Raw genomic sequence first — 16,980 nt, forward strand, 5'->3', positions numbered from 1 at the left:
TATCCTGCAGGCCGTATCAGGATCGCAAGGTTATGCGCGGGCATTTCGTAGAGCCTCCTCGCGTCCATGGCCTTCGCGGCTTTCAGCTTATTGATCGCCTTTTCGACGTTGAGCCAGTTCGTATTCTGCGTCAGGATGGCACCGACAGCAACCTCGAAAGGCGTATCCGCCGGCCACCAGTGCTGGGGGCCGATTGTTTTAAACATCGCCTCGTACAACAACCGGAGTTTATTCATGACGCTCTTTTTCCCTTTCTTGACTTCACAAACCCCATGAAGTAGTTTATTATAACTTCATCCTGGACCGAACGGAAGGTTGCCATGCTTGATATAAAACTCATAAGGGAGAATCCTGAAAAGGTTGTCGACGGACTTCGGAAAAGGGGCATTCCTGTGGCTCTCTCCGAAGATGAAATTCAGAAGTTCTCTGCTAAACAGGCCAATGAAGCTTCCATGATCAGGAAATTGCTCGAATTGGAAGAGAGCAGGCGGAGAATAATCAAGGAATCGGATGAACTAAGGAATCGGAGGAATGTCGTTTCGGAGGAGATCGGGAAGCTTAAGAGGGAAAAGGGGGATGCTGCCGGACTCCTGGAAGAGATGAAAGGTGTTTCGGACAGGATAAAGGAGTTCGAAGAGAAATTAAAGAGCATTGAAGGCCAATCGCGTGATTTCCTCTTGAATATCCCGAATATTCCCGACGAGTCTGTGCCCGTCGGCAGAGACGAGACAGAAAATGTCATGGTGAGGACGTGGGGGGAACCGAGGGAGTTCGACTTTCCCGCCCTTAATCACTGGGATATCGGAGAGATGCTCGGGATAATAGATTTTGACAGGGCGTCAAAAATCGCCGGTGCTAGGTTTGCCCTCATGAGAAGCGCCGGAGCGAAACTTGAACGGGCCTTGATGAACTTCATGCTCGATCTCAATACGTCCAAGGGCTATACGGAGGTCTTTCCGCCGGTACTGGTGAATCGGGAAAGCATGACCGGAACGGGGCAGCTCCCGAAATTCGAACTGGAACTGTTCCGGATTGCCGATCCCGAGTTCTACCTCATCCCGACCGCAGAGGTGCCGGTTACAAATATCCATAGGGATGAGATACTCAGGGAACAGGATCTGCCTATCTATTACACCGCCTACACCCCTTGTTTCAGGCGGGAGGCCGGTTCTTACGGGAAGGATACGCGGGGACTGATACGTCAGCACCAGTTTAACAAGGTCGAACTCGTGAAGTTCGTAAAGCCCGAGGATTCCTACGCTGAGCTCGAAAAACTTACCGCGGACGCCGAGGACATCCTCAAGAAACTCGGTTTGCCCTACCGGGTTGTCTCCCTCTGTACCGGCGACCTCGGTTTTTCCGCGGCAAAGACGTACGATCTCGAGGTATGGCTTCCCGGACAGCAACGGTACCGGGAAATATCGTCCTGCTCAAACTTCGAGGATTTTCAGGCCAGGAGGGCCAATATCCGCTTCAAACGTGACAATAAGAAGGGTACAGAGTTCGTTCATACCTTGAACGGTTCCGGTCTCGCAATCGGCCGGACCGTTGTGGCGGTCCTCGAGAATTATCAGCGGAAGGACGGAACGGTTGCAGTGCCCGAGGCGTTGCGGTCATACGTGAAGCTGGATGTAATCGGCTAAAAGGTGCTTGACAGGGCCGTTTATCTTCGTTATGGTGGAGGATAAAAGGAGCGATAAGGAGGAGACATGAAAATAATGCGGCACGGTATCCTTATTACTATAGCGGGTATGCTTTTTCTACCCCTTGTCGGCACGCTCTATGGACAGGATCAGGAGTACAGAGAGCATACCGTTACGAAAGGAGAAACACTCTGGAGTATTTCTTCAAAGGAGATCGCGGACCCCTTCCTCTGGCCGAAGGTCTGGAAGGAGAACCCCGACATAACAAATCCAGACCTCATTTACCCGAATGAGAGGATTAGAATTCCCCTTTACCTTCTCCAGAAGGAGGTGGGGCCAAGATCTGCGGAAACAGCAGGGGCGGAGGCCACTGTTGGGTCCAAACCGGAGGTTAAGACAAACCAGACTACTGCAGGCCCATCGGGGAAAATGGTAGCAACAGCGGCGAAGGAATATCTCGTTGACAGACCGACTTTCATCGCGAGCGGTTATATAACCGAGTCGGTAGCGAGCGTGGGTGAAGTAATAGGCGCCCCGACCGAGAGAACCGCTCTCGGGAAAGGCGATTACGCCTATATCCATACGGCTATGCCTGTAGCGAACGGGCAGAGGTTTTATGTTTTCCGTGTATCCGAAAGGGTCAAGCATCCTCAGACCGGCGCTCTGATGGGGTATCTCATCGAGGTTGTCGGCATTTCTGAGGTCGTCGGGGAGGAGAGCGGACAGATAAAAGTCAGAATAACCGATTCTTACAGTGACGTGGACGTTGGTGACCTTCTCGATGAGTATGTGGAGACCGAACCTCCCTTTCTCACCGATGAACCGGGAAGGCCTGCGGTAAACGGTTTTATTGTTGCCGCAAGGAAGAATAAGGAAATTAACGCGCTGCCGAGCATTGTTTACATCGATAAAGGGCGACGGGACGGAGTCGAGATCGGTGATGTGGTCGGTACGCTGTCAAGGAATACCTATGAGGTCCCTAACGGAGTTGTTCAAGTTATCAACATGAAAGAGAAGACTGCAACGGCCATTATCAGGGCATCCCAGCGAGAGGTCATGCCGGGTGACGCCATAGTTCCCCTTAGGTAGGAAGGATTCCTTAGTCGTTGTGCATCGGGAAGCAGTAGTTATGGTTATGATGATGGGGTGAGTAAGGAGAATAGGGAAAGTATACCGTTCGACTCGAAGGGGGCAGGAAAGGGCGTCTGCCTTGCCTGTGAGCGGTTAATAGATCAGCGAGGCGGCTTTACCTGCAAGCAATGCAGAAAATCGCCTTTCTGCATCGGACATCTCGACAGAGAATTCAAGGTCTGCCCGGGATGCGCTGCGGAGAAACGGATAAGATCTTACAACAATCTCTTGAGACAGGAGAAAAGCCTGAGGGGATCATTGAAGTTGAGCGAGTTTATCTTCATCGTCGTCGCTATCCTCTTCGCCGCGGAGAGGCTTTTCCCCGATTTCATCCCTGATTTCATAAGGGAGAACATATTTTTTCAATATATTTTCGTCTGGGGGGCATTGGCTATCTTTGGGATCCTCCTCTGTTCTCTCTTTCTGCCTGCGCAGAGAAGAAAGCTTCAGGAGATTGACAGCTGTATTCGAGGACAGAAGTCGTACCGGAAGTATTCCGTACATTGAAGACGGTTTCTCTGCCGAATCGTTCCGGGGGCCCGAAAGGGGCCAGCATATTGCCAAAAACATGCCTGATGCATTATAGTATAGAAAATTCCCTGCAGGAGGCGTGAGTTGAAAGAAGGAATTCATCCGGCCTATAAAGAGGCAAAAGTCATTTGTGCCTGCGGCGAGACCTTTGTTACAAGATCGACGAACCCGGCGATCCATGTGGACATCTGTTCAAAATGCCATCCGTTTTTTACCGGTAAGCAGAAGCTGGTTGATGCCGAAGGAAGGGTACAGAAGTTTAAGAGAAAATACGCGAAGAAGTAGATTATTTTCCTATGGAGTCGTTAGTCCCGTCACGGGTGGCTAGCGATTTTTTTTTGGTGTGAACTCGAAGGAAAGGATCATGAGATGAAGAACATCGGAGGGCAGGCCGTCATCGAAGGCGTCATGATGAAGGCGCCGCTGGGTTGGACGGTCGCTGTGAGAGACCAGAGAGGCGAGATACACCTGAAGAGAGAATCCCTGAAGAAGCTCCCAGCTTTCTGGAGGCTCCCGATCGTGAGGGGCGTTGTTGCCCTCTTTCAGGCTCTTGCCATAGGCATTAAGGCGATAGAGTTTTCGGCCAGTAAGGCGTACAGCGAGGGAGATGAGAAACCGATGACTCCTTTGACGATGGTCTCCACGATCGGGTTTGCGATAGCGGCAGGAATCGGTCTCTTTGTGTTTCTGCCTCTCTACGTAACAAAGCTGCTCGGGATTGTCATGCATGTTGTGGCAAAGAGCTCAGTCGTCTTTAATGCCGTTGATGGAGTCATCCGGGTGATGATCTTTTTGCTCTACGTCTTTCTCGTCGGCTTATGGAAAGAGATGAGGCGGATATACGAATATCACGGGGCGGAGCACAAAGTCATTCATGCCTATGAAGCGGGGAAGGAACTCGACGTTGAGACCGTGAGGACCTTCAGCCCCCAGCATCCGAGATGCGGCACCAGTTTCCTGCTCATTGTCATGGTAATCAGCATACTCGTGTTTTCGTTTATCCCCCAATCATGGCCTTTTTCTGAGAAATTCCTCTCCCGGATTATCCTCATACCGGTCATCGCCGGACTCTCCTATGAGCTTTTGCGGGCATCGGCAAGGGTGACTGCCCACTCTGTCGTCAATATCCTTGTGCTGCCCGGCCTGATGCTACAGAAGCTGACCACGAGGGAGCCGGATGACGCGCAGATAGAGGTAGCCATCACCGCCGTGAAAGAGGTCTTGAAATTAGAGGAAGAGAGTGTTCGACAAGCTTAGCGCGATAGAAGAGAAATATGAGAGACTGAACCTCCTCTTGATGAGCCCGGAGGTGCTCTCGACGCCGTCGCAGTACCAGAAGCTTTCTAAGGAGCAGGCAGAGCTGCAACAGCTCGTCGATAAGATACGGGAGTATAAGAAGACCCTGTCTGATGTGAAGGACGTCGAGGAGATGCTGAGAGGCGGGGACGGAGACCTGCGGGAACTCGCGCAGGCAGAGCTGGACGAGCTCAAGGCGAAAATACCGGGGTTGGAAGAGGAACTCACGGTGATGCTCCTGCCGAAGGACCCGAGGGATGAACGGGGCGTCATCCTCGAGATACGGGCCGGCACGGGAGGCGAGGAGGCTGCGCTCTTCGGTGCGAGCCTCTTCAGGATGTATGCGAAATATGCCGAGTCGAGGAGATGGAAGGTCGATGTCATCGACTCGAACCCTACGGGACTCGGAGGTCTCAAGGAGATGATAGCCTCAATCGAAGGCAAGGGGGCGTTCAGCAGGCTTAAGTACGAAAGCGGCGTTCACAGGGTTCAGAGGGTCCCGGTGACGGAGGCATCGGGCAGGATCCATACTTCCGCGGCGACAGTTGCCGTCCTTCCCGAAGCCGAGGATGTCGATGTAAAGATAGAAGAGAAGGACCTCAGGATCGATACCTTCTGTGCATCCGGACCCGGCGGCCAGGGGGTTAATACGACCTACTCCGCCGTGAGGATCGTCCATATCCCGACAGGCATGATCGTTCAGTGCCAGGACGAACGTTCCCAGATTAAGAACAGGGAAAAGGCGATGAAGGTACTGAGATCAAGGCTCTATGAGCTTGAGATCGAAAGGCAGGAGAAGGAACGTGCCCTTGAACGGAAGACTCAGGTCGGCACCGGAGACAGAAGCGAGAGGATCAGGACATATAATTATCCCCAGAACAGAGTGACCGACCACAGGATAGGGTTGACACTCCACAAACTCGAGCAGGTCCTTGAAGGGAACCTCGATGAGATCATCGATTCCCTGATAGCGCACTTCCGGACAGAGAAAGTGAAGGAGATGCAGGAGTGAAGGCCACGGCCGGCCTGAAAACGCTCTCCGTCTCTCTGTCGGATTGCGGCATCGAAGACGCTCACAAAGAAGCCGAGGTCATCCTCTCATCGTGTCTGGGAATAGGACGCGTCGGTTTTTACCGGGACGACCCCGACCTTTCAAAGTTGCAGGAAGAGAGGCTGAAGGAAGTCCTCAATCGGCGACTCAAGAGAGAGCCCCTCCAGTACATCATCGGACATGTCGATTTCTGCGGACTCAGAATTGTCGTTGGCCCCGGTGTTTTGATTCCGCGGCCTGAAACAGAATTGATCGTCGAAGAGGTGATAAGATGCCTCAATCGTGCCTCGTCGCCCTTTTCGATGCCCGCTTCACTGAAGATTCTCGACCTCTGCACCGGGAGCGGTTGTCTTGCCCTTGCCTTGGCAAGGGCCTTTCCCCGGTCTGAGGTAATCGGAACGGATATCTCGGAAACCGCATTGGCATATGCCGGTGAAAACGCACGGCTGAACGGTATCCGGAACGTCAGGTTTCTCAAGGGCGACTTATTTAAGCCGCTTTTGGGGATGCGGTTTCATATCATCGTTTCAAACCCTCCCTATATCAGGAAGGCTGACATGGGGGATCTCCAACCCGAGGTTGCCGCATGGGAACCTCGGCAGGCGCTTGACGGGGGCGATGATGGCCTCGCATTCTACCGGGAGATCCTGCCGCAATCGAAAGAGCATCTAGAAAATGGCGGGATCCTTGTCGTCGAGCTGGGGCAAGGGCAGTCACCGGATGTATTACGGATACTGGAGAAGTCAGAGATCGGGCATTTTTCAGTGATCTGCGATTATGCCGGCAATGAGAGAATCCTCAGGATAGGTCCGGCAGCGTCATGTCCTCCATAGCCTCATAGAATTATTTATTTTTTTAATGGTCTCCTTCTTGACTTTTGGTGACCGCTCCATTAACATATGCTCAATTTGACCCCGGAGGACTCAGGTGCAGGAAGAGGCTTTGCTCATGGATGCGATCATCAACCCTCACGTTGTGCCCCACTATGTCTCCTACGCGTTCCTTGCCTCTCTTATCCTGATAGGCGCTGCACTCGCGATTAGGGGTGCGCTTGCCCTCGTGCCGAAGGGGATACAGAACTTCCTCGAGGTGCTGGTCGAATCACTCCTGAAACTATCGGAGGACAATATCGGTCACAAATGGGGGCTCTATTTCTTTCCCCTCATAGGAACGATCGGCCTCTATATCCTCGTCTGCAACTTCATGGGGCTCATACCGGGGTTTGATGCTCCGACAAGCAATATCAATACGACCGCCTCTATGGCCGTCCCCGTCTTTCTCGCCACGCACTATTACGGCATCAAGGTGAACGGGTTGAAATACATAAACCATTTCCTTGGGCCGATACGCTCTATAGCGGCCCTCCCGCTCATGGTATTGATGTTCTTTGTCGAGTTCATCGGGCATATGGTGAGACCGGTCACCCTTTCGGTGAGGCTTTTTGGAAATATGATAGCGAAGCATATGATACTCTTTGCCCTCGGCCTGCTGGCTCCCGTGATCGTGCCGGTTGCGATTCTCGGATTGGGGGTTCTCGTGAGTCTCATTCAGGCGTTTGTCTTTGTCCTTCTGACAACCCTCTATCTGGCGGGGGCTGTTGAAGAGGCACATTAGGAATCTTCAGAGAAAGGAGGAACATTCATTATGAGAAAATTCGTAGCGGTAACGATTCTCGCGCTCTCTTTGGTCTGGCTGCTCGCACCTGCCGCGTTCGCCGAAGAGGCGGCGGCGCCTCAAACCGGCTCAAAGATATACTATTTCGCCTTCGCCGCTTTGGGCTGCGGTCTCGCGATCGGGCTGGCTGCACTCGGCACCGGAATCGGTCAGGGTATCGGTCTCAGCAAGGCATGCGAGGGGGTTGCGAGGAATCCCGGCGTATCAGGAAAAATCACGACAACGCTCATCATCGGTCTCGCGATGATCGAGTCGCTCGCCATCTATGCACTTGTCGTGGTGCTTATCATCCTTTTCATGAATCCTTTCAAACTTTAATACTCACTAAAAGGGGGCAGATCAACTGCCCCCTTCATCAAAAGCTCGCTCACTGTCACGGAAGTCCAGGCCCAGAGATCTCACGTTTGCCGTTCTAGTATTCTTCCAGGTGATACCACTCGGGATTCTCGAGCCAGGTCTGCGGACGCGAAACAAAATCCAGTATCCTTTCGACGATGAAATAGTGGATTTTTTCCTGGCCCGCGATTTTCATGAATACCTTCTTCTGGATCTCGTCTTTAGTCTCTGCCGCTTTGGCGCGGTAAAAGTCCTCGCTCTTTTTCTCGATCTCGAGGGCTTTCTCATAGAGTTCTGTTTGCTGGATATTAAGCCCGGTAACATCTTTCTCTTCCTTCATCTTCATAAATACGTTTTTCGTGTCGTCGAGTATCGCCGAATCGGCAGGCTCGACTTTCTCCCGGTCTTTCATCTTTTTGAACAAGTTGTAATGTATTACCTCGGCATCGGCAAGCATGGTAAGGATATTCCTCAGCCCCTTGTTATTCGCGCCCACGGCCAGCTCCCGATAATAATTTTCGCCGTCCTTCTCCATTTTCAGAGCAAATTCATATATGTCCATTTCAGACCTCCTTATTGTTCGCGGATCCACTTCGCCATGTGCTTCAGGTACTGCCATCTCCGTCTTACCTCGGCCTCAGCCTGTTTCATGAGTTCGGCCGCCAGTTCCGGGCTGCTCGTCTTCAATGCCTTGTAACGATTCTCATTGTAGGCATACTCCTCGAAGGAGATCGTAGGCTCTTTGCTATCGATGACTAAGGGGCTTTTGCCCTGGCCCTCGAGTTCCGGGTTATAGCGATAGAGCGGCCAGTGTCCGCAGGCCACAGCCCTTTTCTGTTCCTCAACCCCTTTGCTCATATCAATCCCCTGCGCGATACAGGTCGAATATGCGATGATGAGGGAAGGCCCGTCGTAGGACTCGGCCTCGGCAAAGGCTTTTACGGCCTGGGCCGGATTGGCACCGAACGCAATCTGTGCGACGTAAACGTTTCCATACGTGGCCATGATCAGCCCTATGTTCTTTTTCGGGGTCCTCTTCCCGCCGGCAGCGAATTGGGCGGTAGCCGCGAGGGGGGTAGATTTCGACATCTGTCCCCCCGTATTCGAGTAGACTTCGGTGTCGAGGATCAGAACGTTTAAGTTTTTCCCGGACGCCATGACTTGATCGAGACCTCCGTAACCGATGTCATAGGCCCACCCGTCTCCACCGACCGCCCAGACGGATTTCCTAACGAGATAATCGCTGAGTGAGAGGAGGCTCTTCGCCCCCGGTGAACTGTCCTTCGAGAGCCTCTTCTTCAGGTCTGCGACGCGTCCTCTCTGTTTTTCAATCCCTTCCTGTGTTGTCTGATCGCCATTTCGTATGGAATCGAAGAGCTCACGCGCATCTGCATAGGATGGATTTTGCGTCAGCTTCTCAGCGAGTTCCATGGCCTGCGCTTGAAACTTGTCGACCGTCAACCTCATGCCGAGACCGAATTCGGCGTTATCCTCGAAGAGGGAATTTGACCAGGCCGGTCCTCTGCCGTCAGCCCTTTTCGTGTACGGAGTCGTAGGCAGGTTGCCCCCGTAAATCGACGAGCATCCCGTTGCATTGGCAACAAGGAGCCGGTCGCCGAAGAGCTGGGTGAGGAGTTTCAGGTACGGCGTTTCGCCGCACCCCGCACATGCACCGCTGTATTCGAAGAGCGGCTTCACAAACTGACTTCCCCTCAGCGTTGATACGGTATACCGGGAGGGGTCTGTTTCAGGGAGGTTGAGGAAGAAGGAGTAATATCCCGCCTCCTGATCCCTCAGCGGCTCTTGGAGCTTCATATTGATAGCCTTGAAACCGGGGACCTTCTTGCCCTCAGCGTCTTTCTTGAAACCGGGACAGACGAAGACACAGGAACCGCAACCGGTGCAGTCCTCCGGCGCAACCTGGACGGTGAACTTCAGGCCTTCGAGTTCTTTCCCCTTTGCATCGACAGTCCTGAACCCTGACGGTGCGCCTTTCAGGAGCGCGGGAGCGTAGGCCTTGATCCGTATCGTCGCATGCGGACAGACAAAGGAGCACTGGCCGCACTGAATGCAGATATCGGGTTCCCATATCGGGATGTGGACACCGATATTCCGCTTCTCATACTGTGTCGTCCCCGTCGGCCATGTTCCATCGGCAGGCATGGCAGAGACGGGTAGGTCATCGCCCCGGCCCGCGATCATCTTTGCGGTCACATCCCTGACGAACTCCGGCGCGTCTCGGGGAACAGGCGGTTGCATCCGCAACTTGCTCGTGACCTTGCCGGGGTTAGGCACTTCAACGATGTTCTGGAGCGCCTTGTCCACCGCGGCATAGTTCATCTCCAGAACCTTCTCGCCTTTCTTCATGTACGTTTTTTTGATTTCGGCCTTAATCGCCTTTATCGCGTCCTCTTTCGGGATGATTCCCGAAATGACGAAGAACGCCGTCTGCATGATCATGTTGATCCTGGCACCGAGGCCGATCTCCTCCGCCAGCGATATGGCGTCGATGATGTAGAACTTCATGTGCTTCGCGATGAGTTGCTCCTGAACTTCGGCGGGAAGGGTGTCCCATACTTTGTCTGCGGCATGGGAAGTCGTAAGGAGGAAGGTCGCTCCCTTCTCCGCCCGTGAGAGCATGTCGTATTTTTCGAGGAACGTCGGATTATGGCAGGCAATGAAGTCAGCCGTCGAAAGGAGATAAGGGTTGAGTATCTTCTCTTTGCCGAACCGGAGGTGAGACGTCGTGATCGAGCCGGACTTTTTCGAGTCATAGACGAAATACCCTTGAGCATAGTTATCCGTCTCCGACCCGATGATCTTTATCGTGTTCTTGTTTGCCCCGACCGTTCCGTCGGCACCCAGTCCATAGAACATGGCCCGATACACTCCCTTTCCCTCAACGGCAAAAGAGTTGTCATACGCGAGGCTCGTCCCGCCCACGTCATCTTTTATGCCGACGGTAAAGTGATTCTTCGGCTTGGACTCCGAGAGGTTATCAAATACGGCCTTCGCCATCGAAGGCGTGAACTCCTTTGAACCGAGACCATAGCGGCCTCCGGTGATCTTCGGGTAGTCTTTGAAACGCGCAGTCCCTTTTTCGATCGCCTCGCCGATAGCGGTTCTCACATCGAGATAGAGAGGTTCCCCGATCGCACCGGGCTCTTTTGTGCGGTCCAGAACGGCGATTGACTTCACGCTTGCAGGGAGGGTTTGGGCAAATGCATCGGTGTCGAAAGGCCTGAAGAGCCGCACCTGAACGAGTCCCAGTTTCTCCCCTTTTGCGTTCAGGGCGTTGATCGTGCTGAGCACGGTCTCTCCCCCCGACCCCATGATAACGATTACCCGTTCGGCTTCAGGGTCGCCGTAATAATCAAAGAGGTTATAACGCCGCCCCACGACACCGGCGAACTTGCCCATCACCTTCTGCACGATAGCCGGAGTGGCAGCATAGAATCTATTCACCGTTTCTCTTCCCTGGAAATATACATCCGGGTTCTGGGCAGTGCCACGTAACGAGGGACGGTCGGGGGTGAGCGCCCTCATGCGGTGGGCGATAACAAAGTCATCGTCTATCACAGCCCTCATGTCGTCGAAGGTGAGCTCCTCTATCTTCTGGACTTCATGAGACGTTCTGAAACCGTCAAAAAAATGGAGAAAGGGGATCCTCGATTCGAGGGTTGCCGCCTGCGCGATGAGTGCAAAGTCCATCGCCTCCTGGACATCCTGTGAGCAGAGCATTGCAAACCCGGTCGAACGGGCGGCCATAACATCGGAATGATCTCCAAATATGCAGAGAGCCTGAGCGGCGAGGGAACGGGCTGTCACATGGAAGACTGTCGGCGTGAGTTCTCCCGCTATCTTGTACATATTCGGCATGATCAGAAGGAGGCCTTGGGAAGCAGAGATCGTCGTGGTCAGCGCCCCGGTTGTGAGGGATCCATGCACCGAACCCGCGACGCCCGCCTCCGACTGCATCTGGCTCACGAGAGGAACAGAACCCCAGATATTCGCCTTGCCCGCAGCGGATTTCGCATCACATATCTCGGCGATAGGGGAAGAGGGGGTTATCGGATAGATCGTGATAATCTCATTCGTGGCATGCACCACATGCGCGCACGCCGTGCAGCCGTCAACAGTCACCATTTTTCTGCTCATTTCAATGTCCTCCTTGAATTACAAAGCATCCATGCACCGTCGTTAACTGCTCTTCCCACGGCGGGTCAGGCAGCAGGTGGAAAGAGGTCGTTACTTCTCAGAATATACGCCTAATCATATAGCATAGCATGATAGCGCAATTTACGATTTTATTGCCAGGCCTATTATCAGCCTATTATTAAGATTTATAGCTCTTGCTGGCGCTGATCGTCTGCGAACCAAAGGTCATTAGAAAGGATTCTGGAAGCGGCAGTTACTCGTTTATCGCAGATACTCATTCACCCTTTCAGGCTCAAACTCTTCCGAAGCGAGGATGTTATGGACAAACTTGAATATCATCTCCCTCTGCTCACGCGTTACCTCCGGATAAAAGACCGGATTGGCCACCACTGCTCCCCTGAACGCATAAAAGGGCTGGAGCACCGACAGGATCTCTGAATCCCCCGATCGCTGCACGTAATCCCGAAAGAAGAGTTTTAGCCCTTCCAGATAGGGGCCTCTGACCGATCCATGATGTTTTATCGAAAAGAAGATATAGTTGATGGTCAGGGCCGTCACATCATCTGCTGGGTCACCCCATGGACCGCGGCTTCTGTCCAAAAGGATGAAGTCAGCGGCGTGGGGTTCCGTGTCCGCAGGCGCGAGATTTTTGCCTTTCCTGTTTTTAAACCAGATATTCCCGGGGTGAAAGTCACCATGAATCTGGGAAAGCCTTTTGACCCGGGGCCGCAACCGGTATACACAGTCAACCGATCTTTTGATGATATCCGTCATCTCCTGAAGCGAGGTGGTTCCTTCAGGGTATAGATCGAAAATTCCCATGAGACATTCACCGTGGCCGACGGTTTCTCTCAATTTCCTCCAATAGAGGGTCTTCGAATCTTTCTTCGTACTATGGATATTCGCCAGGTACGATGTCATAGCCTTTATCTTCTCGACGTCCTCGTGATCAAGGCTCTCCTTTTTTGAAAATTCGAGGAGATCAAGGAAATAATCCGTACCCTCTCCTCTCTCCATCAGGAGATAATATTCTTTTCCTCCGCCGACAGATTGCACTGAGCCGTCTTCCATCTCGGCGAGCACGTCAACTGCTCTGATGTGTCCCGGCAGGTTATTGAATTCATCAAGGTCAAGGAGAAAGACGCCTGCCCGGTCCGACGGGTAATCATGCCCGAAGCCTTCGGAAAGGAGCGACTTTATGACATACGAGACCGGACCGCGTTCTGTCTTCCATTCCACGAGAAAGCCAGCTCCTTGAACCCCAGAGCCGATCTTTCTGATTTCGACGAGAGGAACACTGAATTTCTTCTTGAGGTAAATTCTTAAGGCGTCTTCATTGATCATGACAGATTGCCGGATGCATGCTCCTTGCAGGTTCAGCCTTTAGATTTCCCCGAAGTTCGCCCTGTATCGGCTTAAGAAATCCTCGTAGGAAAAATGATGCTCCTGGGTTCCGTATTGTTCCACCGCATACGCGGCTGTAACGGCGCCCATTCTTGCGGCTTTTTCAATAGCTCGTCCCGTAGCGAGCCCCTTTAACAAGCCCGCCCTGTAAGCATCACCAGCTCCGGTAGGGTCGACAACGGCACGCACACGCACCGCCGGGATGATGAGATCACGATCACGAGAACTCACGAGCGAGCCTTTTTCTCCAAGAGTAGTTATGATGAAACCCGTCATTCGCAGGAGGTCGTTCTTATTCAGTCCCGTCATCTTCATGATCAGTTCGAGTTCGTAATCATTTGAGATGAGGGCCATCGACCCTTCGATCCATCGAGCGAGAGATTTCCCTTCCCATGCTGTGAGGGACTGACCCGGGTCGCAGATGAACGGTACTCCGTTACCGCGGCAGACATCTCCATACACAACCATGTCCTGCAGGTTTCCGGGGGCAAAAAGAGCTATCGCGTTGTCAGACTCTGCATTTTCGAATAGGTATTCAGACGGATATTTCATCGCACCGGGATTGAAGCCTGTTATCTGGTTGTCCGACTTGTCGGTTGTGATGTATGCCCCCGCGGTAAACTCGTCATCGATGATCCTGATTCCGTCCGTAGGGATATCGTGCTCCTTCAGCCACGAGAAATAACGATGATAATCTCTGCCGATCGTGGCGAGGACGAAGGGCTTCTCATTGAGAAGGCTGAGCGAATACGCGATGTTGCCTGCAGTGCCCCCGAATTTTTCGACCATTCCGTTGACGGTGAAACAGACATTAAGGATATGGATCTTATCGGGGAGGATGTGGTCCGAGAACTTACCCGGAAAGTCCATGATTCTGTCATACGCGAGCGAACCGGAGATATAGATATTCACGACTCTAGTGGCGGATGCTTCGGCTCATTCCAGGCTCTTTAACTCACTTTCCACCTGGGCCTTTCGCTGAGTGAGGCCGCTCTTCCTCTGCTGGACAGTAGCTAATTCTTGCTGTAATGGGGCCAACTCAGCCTCCAGCTGCCGGAGCTGAAGCGTGGTATACCTGGGACGGCTCATCTTCTTCTGGTCGATGGATGTCTTCAGCCTGGCCTCATCTTCTTCGACAGTCCCAAGTTCCGCATTAAGAGAATCGAGCTCTCCCTTTAAGTCGATCACGCGTCCGGTCCTGTCAGGGGGTGACGCAACAGCGGGAGGCGGTGCTTCCTCTCGACTCTCGATGCCGGATGTCGACCGGAAGTCTTTTTCAGGAGCTCCCGTCTCTTCAATCTTCAGGACGTCTTTCGCCTTGATACCCATGGAGCCCCCGCCAAACTGGATAAGGATATCTTCTCCCTGTTTCTCATATGAACCTACCCCTGATATCGCAGAACCGTTTCGCAGGTAAATCTTGTATGCAGCCCCGGCAGCGGGCGGGAGGAGCAAGATGAGGCTAAAGAGAATTATCGAGAACTTTTTCATTCGTGCCTCCTTAATGCTTCTAAAAGGATGCTGGCAATTCTCCTGTTGAAACCGTGAATCTTTGCTATTTCTTCCACGGTAGCGTTACCTATATCATCTATACTACCAAAATATCTCAAAAGTTCAAGCCTTCTCTTCCTCCCTATGCCGGAAATCTTTTCGAGAGGCGATTCGATGAGCCTCTTGTCTCGGAGCTTTCTGTGATACGCTACGGCGAACCTATGTGCCTCGTCACGAATCTTCTTAAGGAGGAGGGAGGACGGGCTCCCATCCTCGAGGTCCACGACTTCACCGGCGAGCGTTAATGCCCTGTCAGGATCCTTTGCAACGGCAATAAGTACCGGTCTTTTTCCATCCCTGCCGGTAATTTTATTTGCTTCAATAACATCGCTCGCTATTTCGAGCTGCCCTTTTCCTCCGTCTATTACGATCAGGTTCGGGGTCTCATCGCCGAGGTTCTTTAGCGTTCTCGTGATGACTTCATGCATCATCGAATAATCATCAACTCCGGAAACGGTCTTGATCCTGAGGTGTCTGTAAAGGTCTTTCTTAAACTCTCCATGGGACCAGTAAATAAAGGCTCCCACTGATTCGCTCCCCGCTATCGTCGAAACATCAAAAGCGCCGATGTCTTGCGGAAGAAAGGGAAGACCGAGGCGGTCCTTAATTCCCGTTACTATTTCATCTTCATCGCCCTGCGCGACATTTTTGAGCTGAAATAACTGCTTTGCGTTTTCATCGGCCATTTTCGGGAGATCGAACTTTTTGCCTGTCTTCGGAACTCTTAGTCCGACCTTTTTCCCCCTCTTCTGCCTCAACCAGGCCTCAAGGCTTGCTCGATTATCCGTTTTGGAAGCGGTAATGATCTCTTCAGGAGGGATAATATCTCCCGCATAAAACATCTCGATAAAACCGTGGAGAACCTCTCCCCTCCGCGACTTCCCGGCATCTTTGAGATAGAAATCCTTGGTACCGATGAGAACCCCGTTTCTGACAAAAAAAACATCAAGCGCCGCATCTATTCCGTCCGAATAAAAGCCGATCGCATCGATGTCTCCGAGCTCGGGCGCGACGACTCTTTGGGACTCCCACGCAAGCTTTATATTCTTTATTCTGTCCCTTATGCGTGCGGCCTCTTCAAATTTAAGTTCACGTGAGAGGAGATGCATCTTCCTTTCGAGATTGTTAAGGAGTTCCACCCTCTTGCCCCTTAAGAAGAGGATCACCTCCTCAACCGTTTTCTTATACGCGACCCTGCTTATCCGACCGTCGCATGGTGCGCCGCATCTGCCCATCTGGTACTGAATGCATGGCCTCATCGGTTTACCCAATGCGTAGTCGCACAATCTGATAGGGAAATTCTTTCTGATGAAGGCGAGGGCATCCCACATGCCCTGGGCTGGCACATAGGGTCCGAAATAGAGGGAATTATCTCTCTCTATCCTCCTTACAACCTCCAACCGTGGCCAGTCTTCTCCGATCGTCAGTTTCAGATAGGGATAGTTCTTATCATCTCTCAATACGATATTGAATCGCGGCTTATACTGTTTTATGAGGCTGGCCTCAAGTACGAGAGCCTCAAGCTCATTTTCAGTTATGATGTAAGAAAAGTCGACGATAAGCTTTACCATGGACGCCTTCCTCATGTCGAGGGCCTCGGGTCTCTGAAAATACGTCATGAGACGTTTTTTCAGGTTCTTTGCCTTTCCCACATAGAGGATCTTTTCCTTTTGTCCTTTGAGAAGATAGACGCCGGGTTTTTCAGGAATATGCACCAGTTTGTCTTCCCTCATAGAGACATACTAATCAAAGGCGGCCGGCAGCGTCAAGCCGGCATTGTCTCTGTGTAAAATATGGTTAATAGCGATTATTTATCAATAAATAAGATATATCATAAGAAAAAAAGGTTTAATGGCAAATTTATGTCTCTATTTGCTTGTAACCTCTAATATTTCCCCATTGACTATATCTCCAAAAATGTTATTCTAAGTGTAGGCTTTAAGAAGAGTAAGACATGCAAGTGGTTTTTTTTGAGAGTGTAGCCACTTGTGAGGGTTTCTGTTTCTCTGCAGTACCTTGGGGTGGGGTCAACTTGAGGGAACACGCATATGAAAGGGAATCGGAATGCGGATGTGGTGATGCAAGCCCCAAAGCCCTGAAGGACAGAGGGGAAGCCTAAGCATCCACCGAGATACCCACTTTGTCAAAGCCTCAAATGGCTTTATGCCTCAAGGTAATGCGGGGTTGTTCTTTGAAAACTATAAA

16 protein-coding genes are annotated in these 16,980 nt (G+C 52.0%); 9 read left to right on the forward strand and 7 right to left on the reverse strand.

Annotated features, from left to right (window positions below; all coding sequences use genetic code 11):
• A partial coding sequence (locus tag VEI96_09005) for a hypothetical protein (GenBank protein ID HXX58123.1) occupies positions 1-236 on the reverse strand: 236 nt, incomplete at its 3' end.
• An 84-nt stretch (positions 237-320) separates the two neighbouring features.
• Here VEI96_09005 and serS point away from each other — a divergent pair.
• The 9 genes from serS to atpE all read left to right on the forward strand — a co-directional run bounded on the left by serS (position 321) and on the right by atpE (position 7,644).
• Positions 321-1,643 carry a serine--tRNA ligase gene (gene serS / locus VEI96_09010; GenBank protein HXX58124.1) on the forward strand — a complete coding sequence of 441 codons (1,323 nt, stop codon included), beginning with the start codon at positions 321-323 and terminating at the stop codon, positions 1,641-1,643.
• Between the two features lie 66 nt (positions 1,644-1,709).
• On the forward strand, positions 1,710-2,732 hold the full coding sequence (locus tag VEI96_09015; GenBank protein HXX58125.1) for a LysM peptidoglycan-binding domain-containing protein: 1,023 nt from the start codon (positions 1,710-1,712) through the stop codon (positions 2,730-2,732).
• Positions 2,733-2,789: 57 nt separating this feature from the next.
• Complete coding sequence (locus VEI96_09020; GenBank protein ID HXX58126.1) at positions 2,790-3,281, forward strand: hypothetical protein; 492 nt, start codon at positions 2,790-2,792, stop codon at positions 3,279-3,281.
• A gap of 108 nt (positions 3,282-3,389) precedes the next feature.
• Positions 3,390-3,590: a 50S ribosomal protein L31 gene (gene rpmE / locus VEI96_09025; GenBank protein ID HXX58127.1), complete on the forward strand. Its 201-nt coding sequence runs from the start codon at positions 3,390-3,392 to the stop codon at positions 3,588-3,590.
• 84 nt (positions 3,591-3,674) lie between these two features.
• Positions 3,675-4,562, forward strand: coding sequence for a DUF1385 domain-containing protein (locus tag VEI96_09030; GenBank protein ID HXX58128.1), 888 nt, complete (start codon positions 3,675-3,677; stop codon positions 4,560-4,562).
• On the forward strand, positions 4,546-5,613 hold the full coding sequence (gene prfA / locus VEI96_09035; GenBank protein HXX58129.1) for a peptide chain release factor 1: 1,068 nt from the start codon (positions 4,546-4,548) through the stop codon (positions 5,611-5,613). The genes VEI96_09030 and prfA overlap by 17 nt, the downstream gene beginning before the upstream one ends.
• Positions 5,610-6,485: a peptide chain release factor N(5)-glutamine methyltransferase gene (gene prmC / locus VEI96_09040; protein ID HXX58130.1), complete on the forward strand. Its 876-nt coding sequence runs from the start codon at positions 5,610-5,612 to the stop codon at positions 6,483-6,485. The genes prfA and prmC overlap by 4 nt, the downstream gene beginning before the upstream one ends.
• A 94-nt stretch (positions 6,486-6,579) precedes the next feature.
• Positions 6,580-7,266, forward strand: a complete 687-nt coding sequence (gene atpB / locus VEI96_09045) for a F0F1 ATP synthase subunit A (protein HXX58131.1) — start codon at positions 6,580-6,582, stop codon at positions 7,264-7,266.
• Between the two features lie 30 nt (positions 7,267-7,296).
• The gene (atpE, locus tag VEI96_09050; protein ID HXX58132.1) at positions 7,297-7,644 is read left to right on the forward strand and encodes an ATP synthase F0 subunit C; all 348 of its coding nucleotides are present in this window, start codon (positions 7,297-7,299) and stop codon (positions 7,642-7,644) included.
• 94 nt (positions 7,645-7,738) lie between these two features.
• Here atpE and VEI96_09055 read toward each other — a convergent pair whose 3' ends face one another.
• The 6 genes from VEI96_09055 to uvrC form a co-directional block, all read right to left on the reverse strand.
• The gene (locus VEI96_09055; GenBank protein ID HXX58133.1) at positions 7,739-8,224 is read right to left on the reverse strand and encodes a ferritin family protein; all 486 of its coding nucleotides are present in this window, start codon (positions 8,222-8,224) and stop codon (positions 7,739-7,741) included.
• An 11-nt stretch (positions 8,225-8,235) separates the two neighbouring features.
• A complete protein-coding gene (gene nifJ, locus VEI96_09060) occupies positions 8,236-11,820 on the reverse strand; it encodes a pyruvate:ferredoxin (flavodoxin) oxidoreductase (protein ID HXX58134.1) in 3,585 nt (1,194 codons plus the stop codon).
• 261 nt (positions 11,821-12,081) lie between these two features.
• Positions 12,082-13,164, reverse strand: a complete 1,083-nt coding sequence (locus VEI96_09065) for a hypothetical protein (GenBank protein ID HXX58135.1) — start codon at positions 13,162-13,164, stop codon at positions 12,082-12,084.
• Positions 13,165-13,203: 39 nt separating this feature from the next.
• Positions 13,204-14,136, reverse strand: a complete 933-nt coding sequence (locus VEI96_09070) for a carbohydrate kinase family protein (protein ID HXX58136.1) — start codon at positions 14,134-14,136, stop codon at positions 13,204-13,206.
• 24 nt (positions 14,137-14,160) lie between these two features.
• A complete protein-coding gene (locus VEI96_09075; protein ID HXX58137.1) occupies positions 14,161-14,715 on the reverse strand; it encodes a hypothetical protein in 555 nt (184 codons plus the stop codon).
• A complete protein-coding gene (gene uvrC, locus VEI96_09080; GenBank protein ID HXX58138.1) occupies positions 14,712-16,508 on the reverse strand; it encodes an excinuclease ABC subunit UvrC in 1,797 nt (598 codons plus the stop codon). The genes VEI96_09075 and uvrC overlap by 4 nt, the downstream gene beginning before the upstream one ends.
• Between the last annotated feature and the right edge of the window lie 472 nt (positions 16,509-16,980).

Source organism: Thermodesulfovibrionales bacterium, from assembly GCA_035622735.1.
Taxonomy (GTDB): Bacteria; Nitrospirota; Thermodesulfovibrionia; order Thermodesulfovibrionales; family UBA9159; genus DASPUT01.

What these genes read in the sequence shown, in the direction of transcription:
- serS (HXX58124.1), top strand. Translation starts at nt 321, where the DNA reads ATGCTTGATATAAAACTCATAAGGGAGAATCCTGAAAAGGTTGTCGAC.
- VEI96_09015 (HXX58125.1), top strand. Translation starts at nt 1,710, where the DNA reads ATGAAAATAATGCGGCACGGTATCCTTATTACTATAGCGGGTATGCTT.
- VEI96_09030 (HXX58128.1), top strand. Translation starts at nt 3,675, where the DNA reads ATGAAGAACATCGGAGGGCAGGCCGTCATCGAAGGCGTCATGATGAAG.
- atpE (HXX58132.1), top strand. Translation starts at nt 7,297, where the DNA reads ATGAGAAAATTCGTAGCGGTAACGATTCTCGCGCTCTCTTTGGTCTGG.
- VEI96_09055 (HXX58133.1), bottom strand. Translation starts at nt 8,224, where the DNA reads ATGGACATATATGAATTTGCTCTGAAAATGGAGAAGGACGGCGAAAAT.
- nifJ (HXX58134.1), bottom strand. Translation starts at nt 11,820, where the DNA reads ATGAGCAGAAAAATGGTGACTGTTGACGGCTGCACGGCGTGCGCGCAT.
- VEI96_09065 (HXX58135.1), bottom strand. Translation starts at nt 13,164, where the DNA reads ATGATCAATGAAGACGCCTTAAGAATTTACCTCAAGAAGAAATTCAGT.
- VEI96_09075 (HXX58137.1), bottom strand. Translation starts at nt 14,715, where the DNA reads ATGAAAAAGTTCTCGATAATTCTCTTTAGCCTCATCTTGCTCCTCCCG.
- uvrC (HXX58138.1), bottom strand. Translation starts at nt 16,508, where the DNA reads ATGAGGGAAGACAAACTGGTGCATATTCCTGAAAAACCCGGCGTCTAT.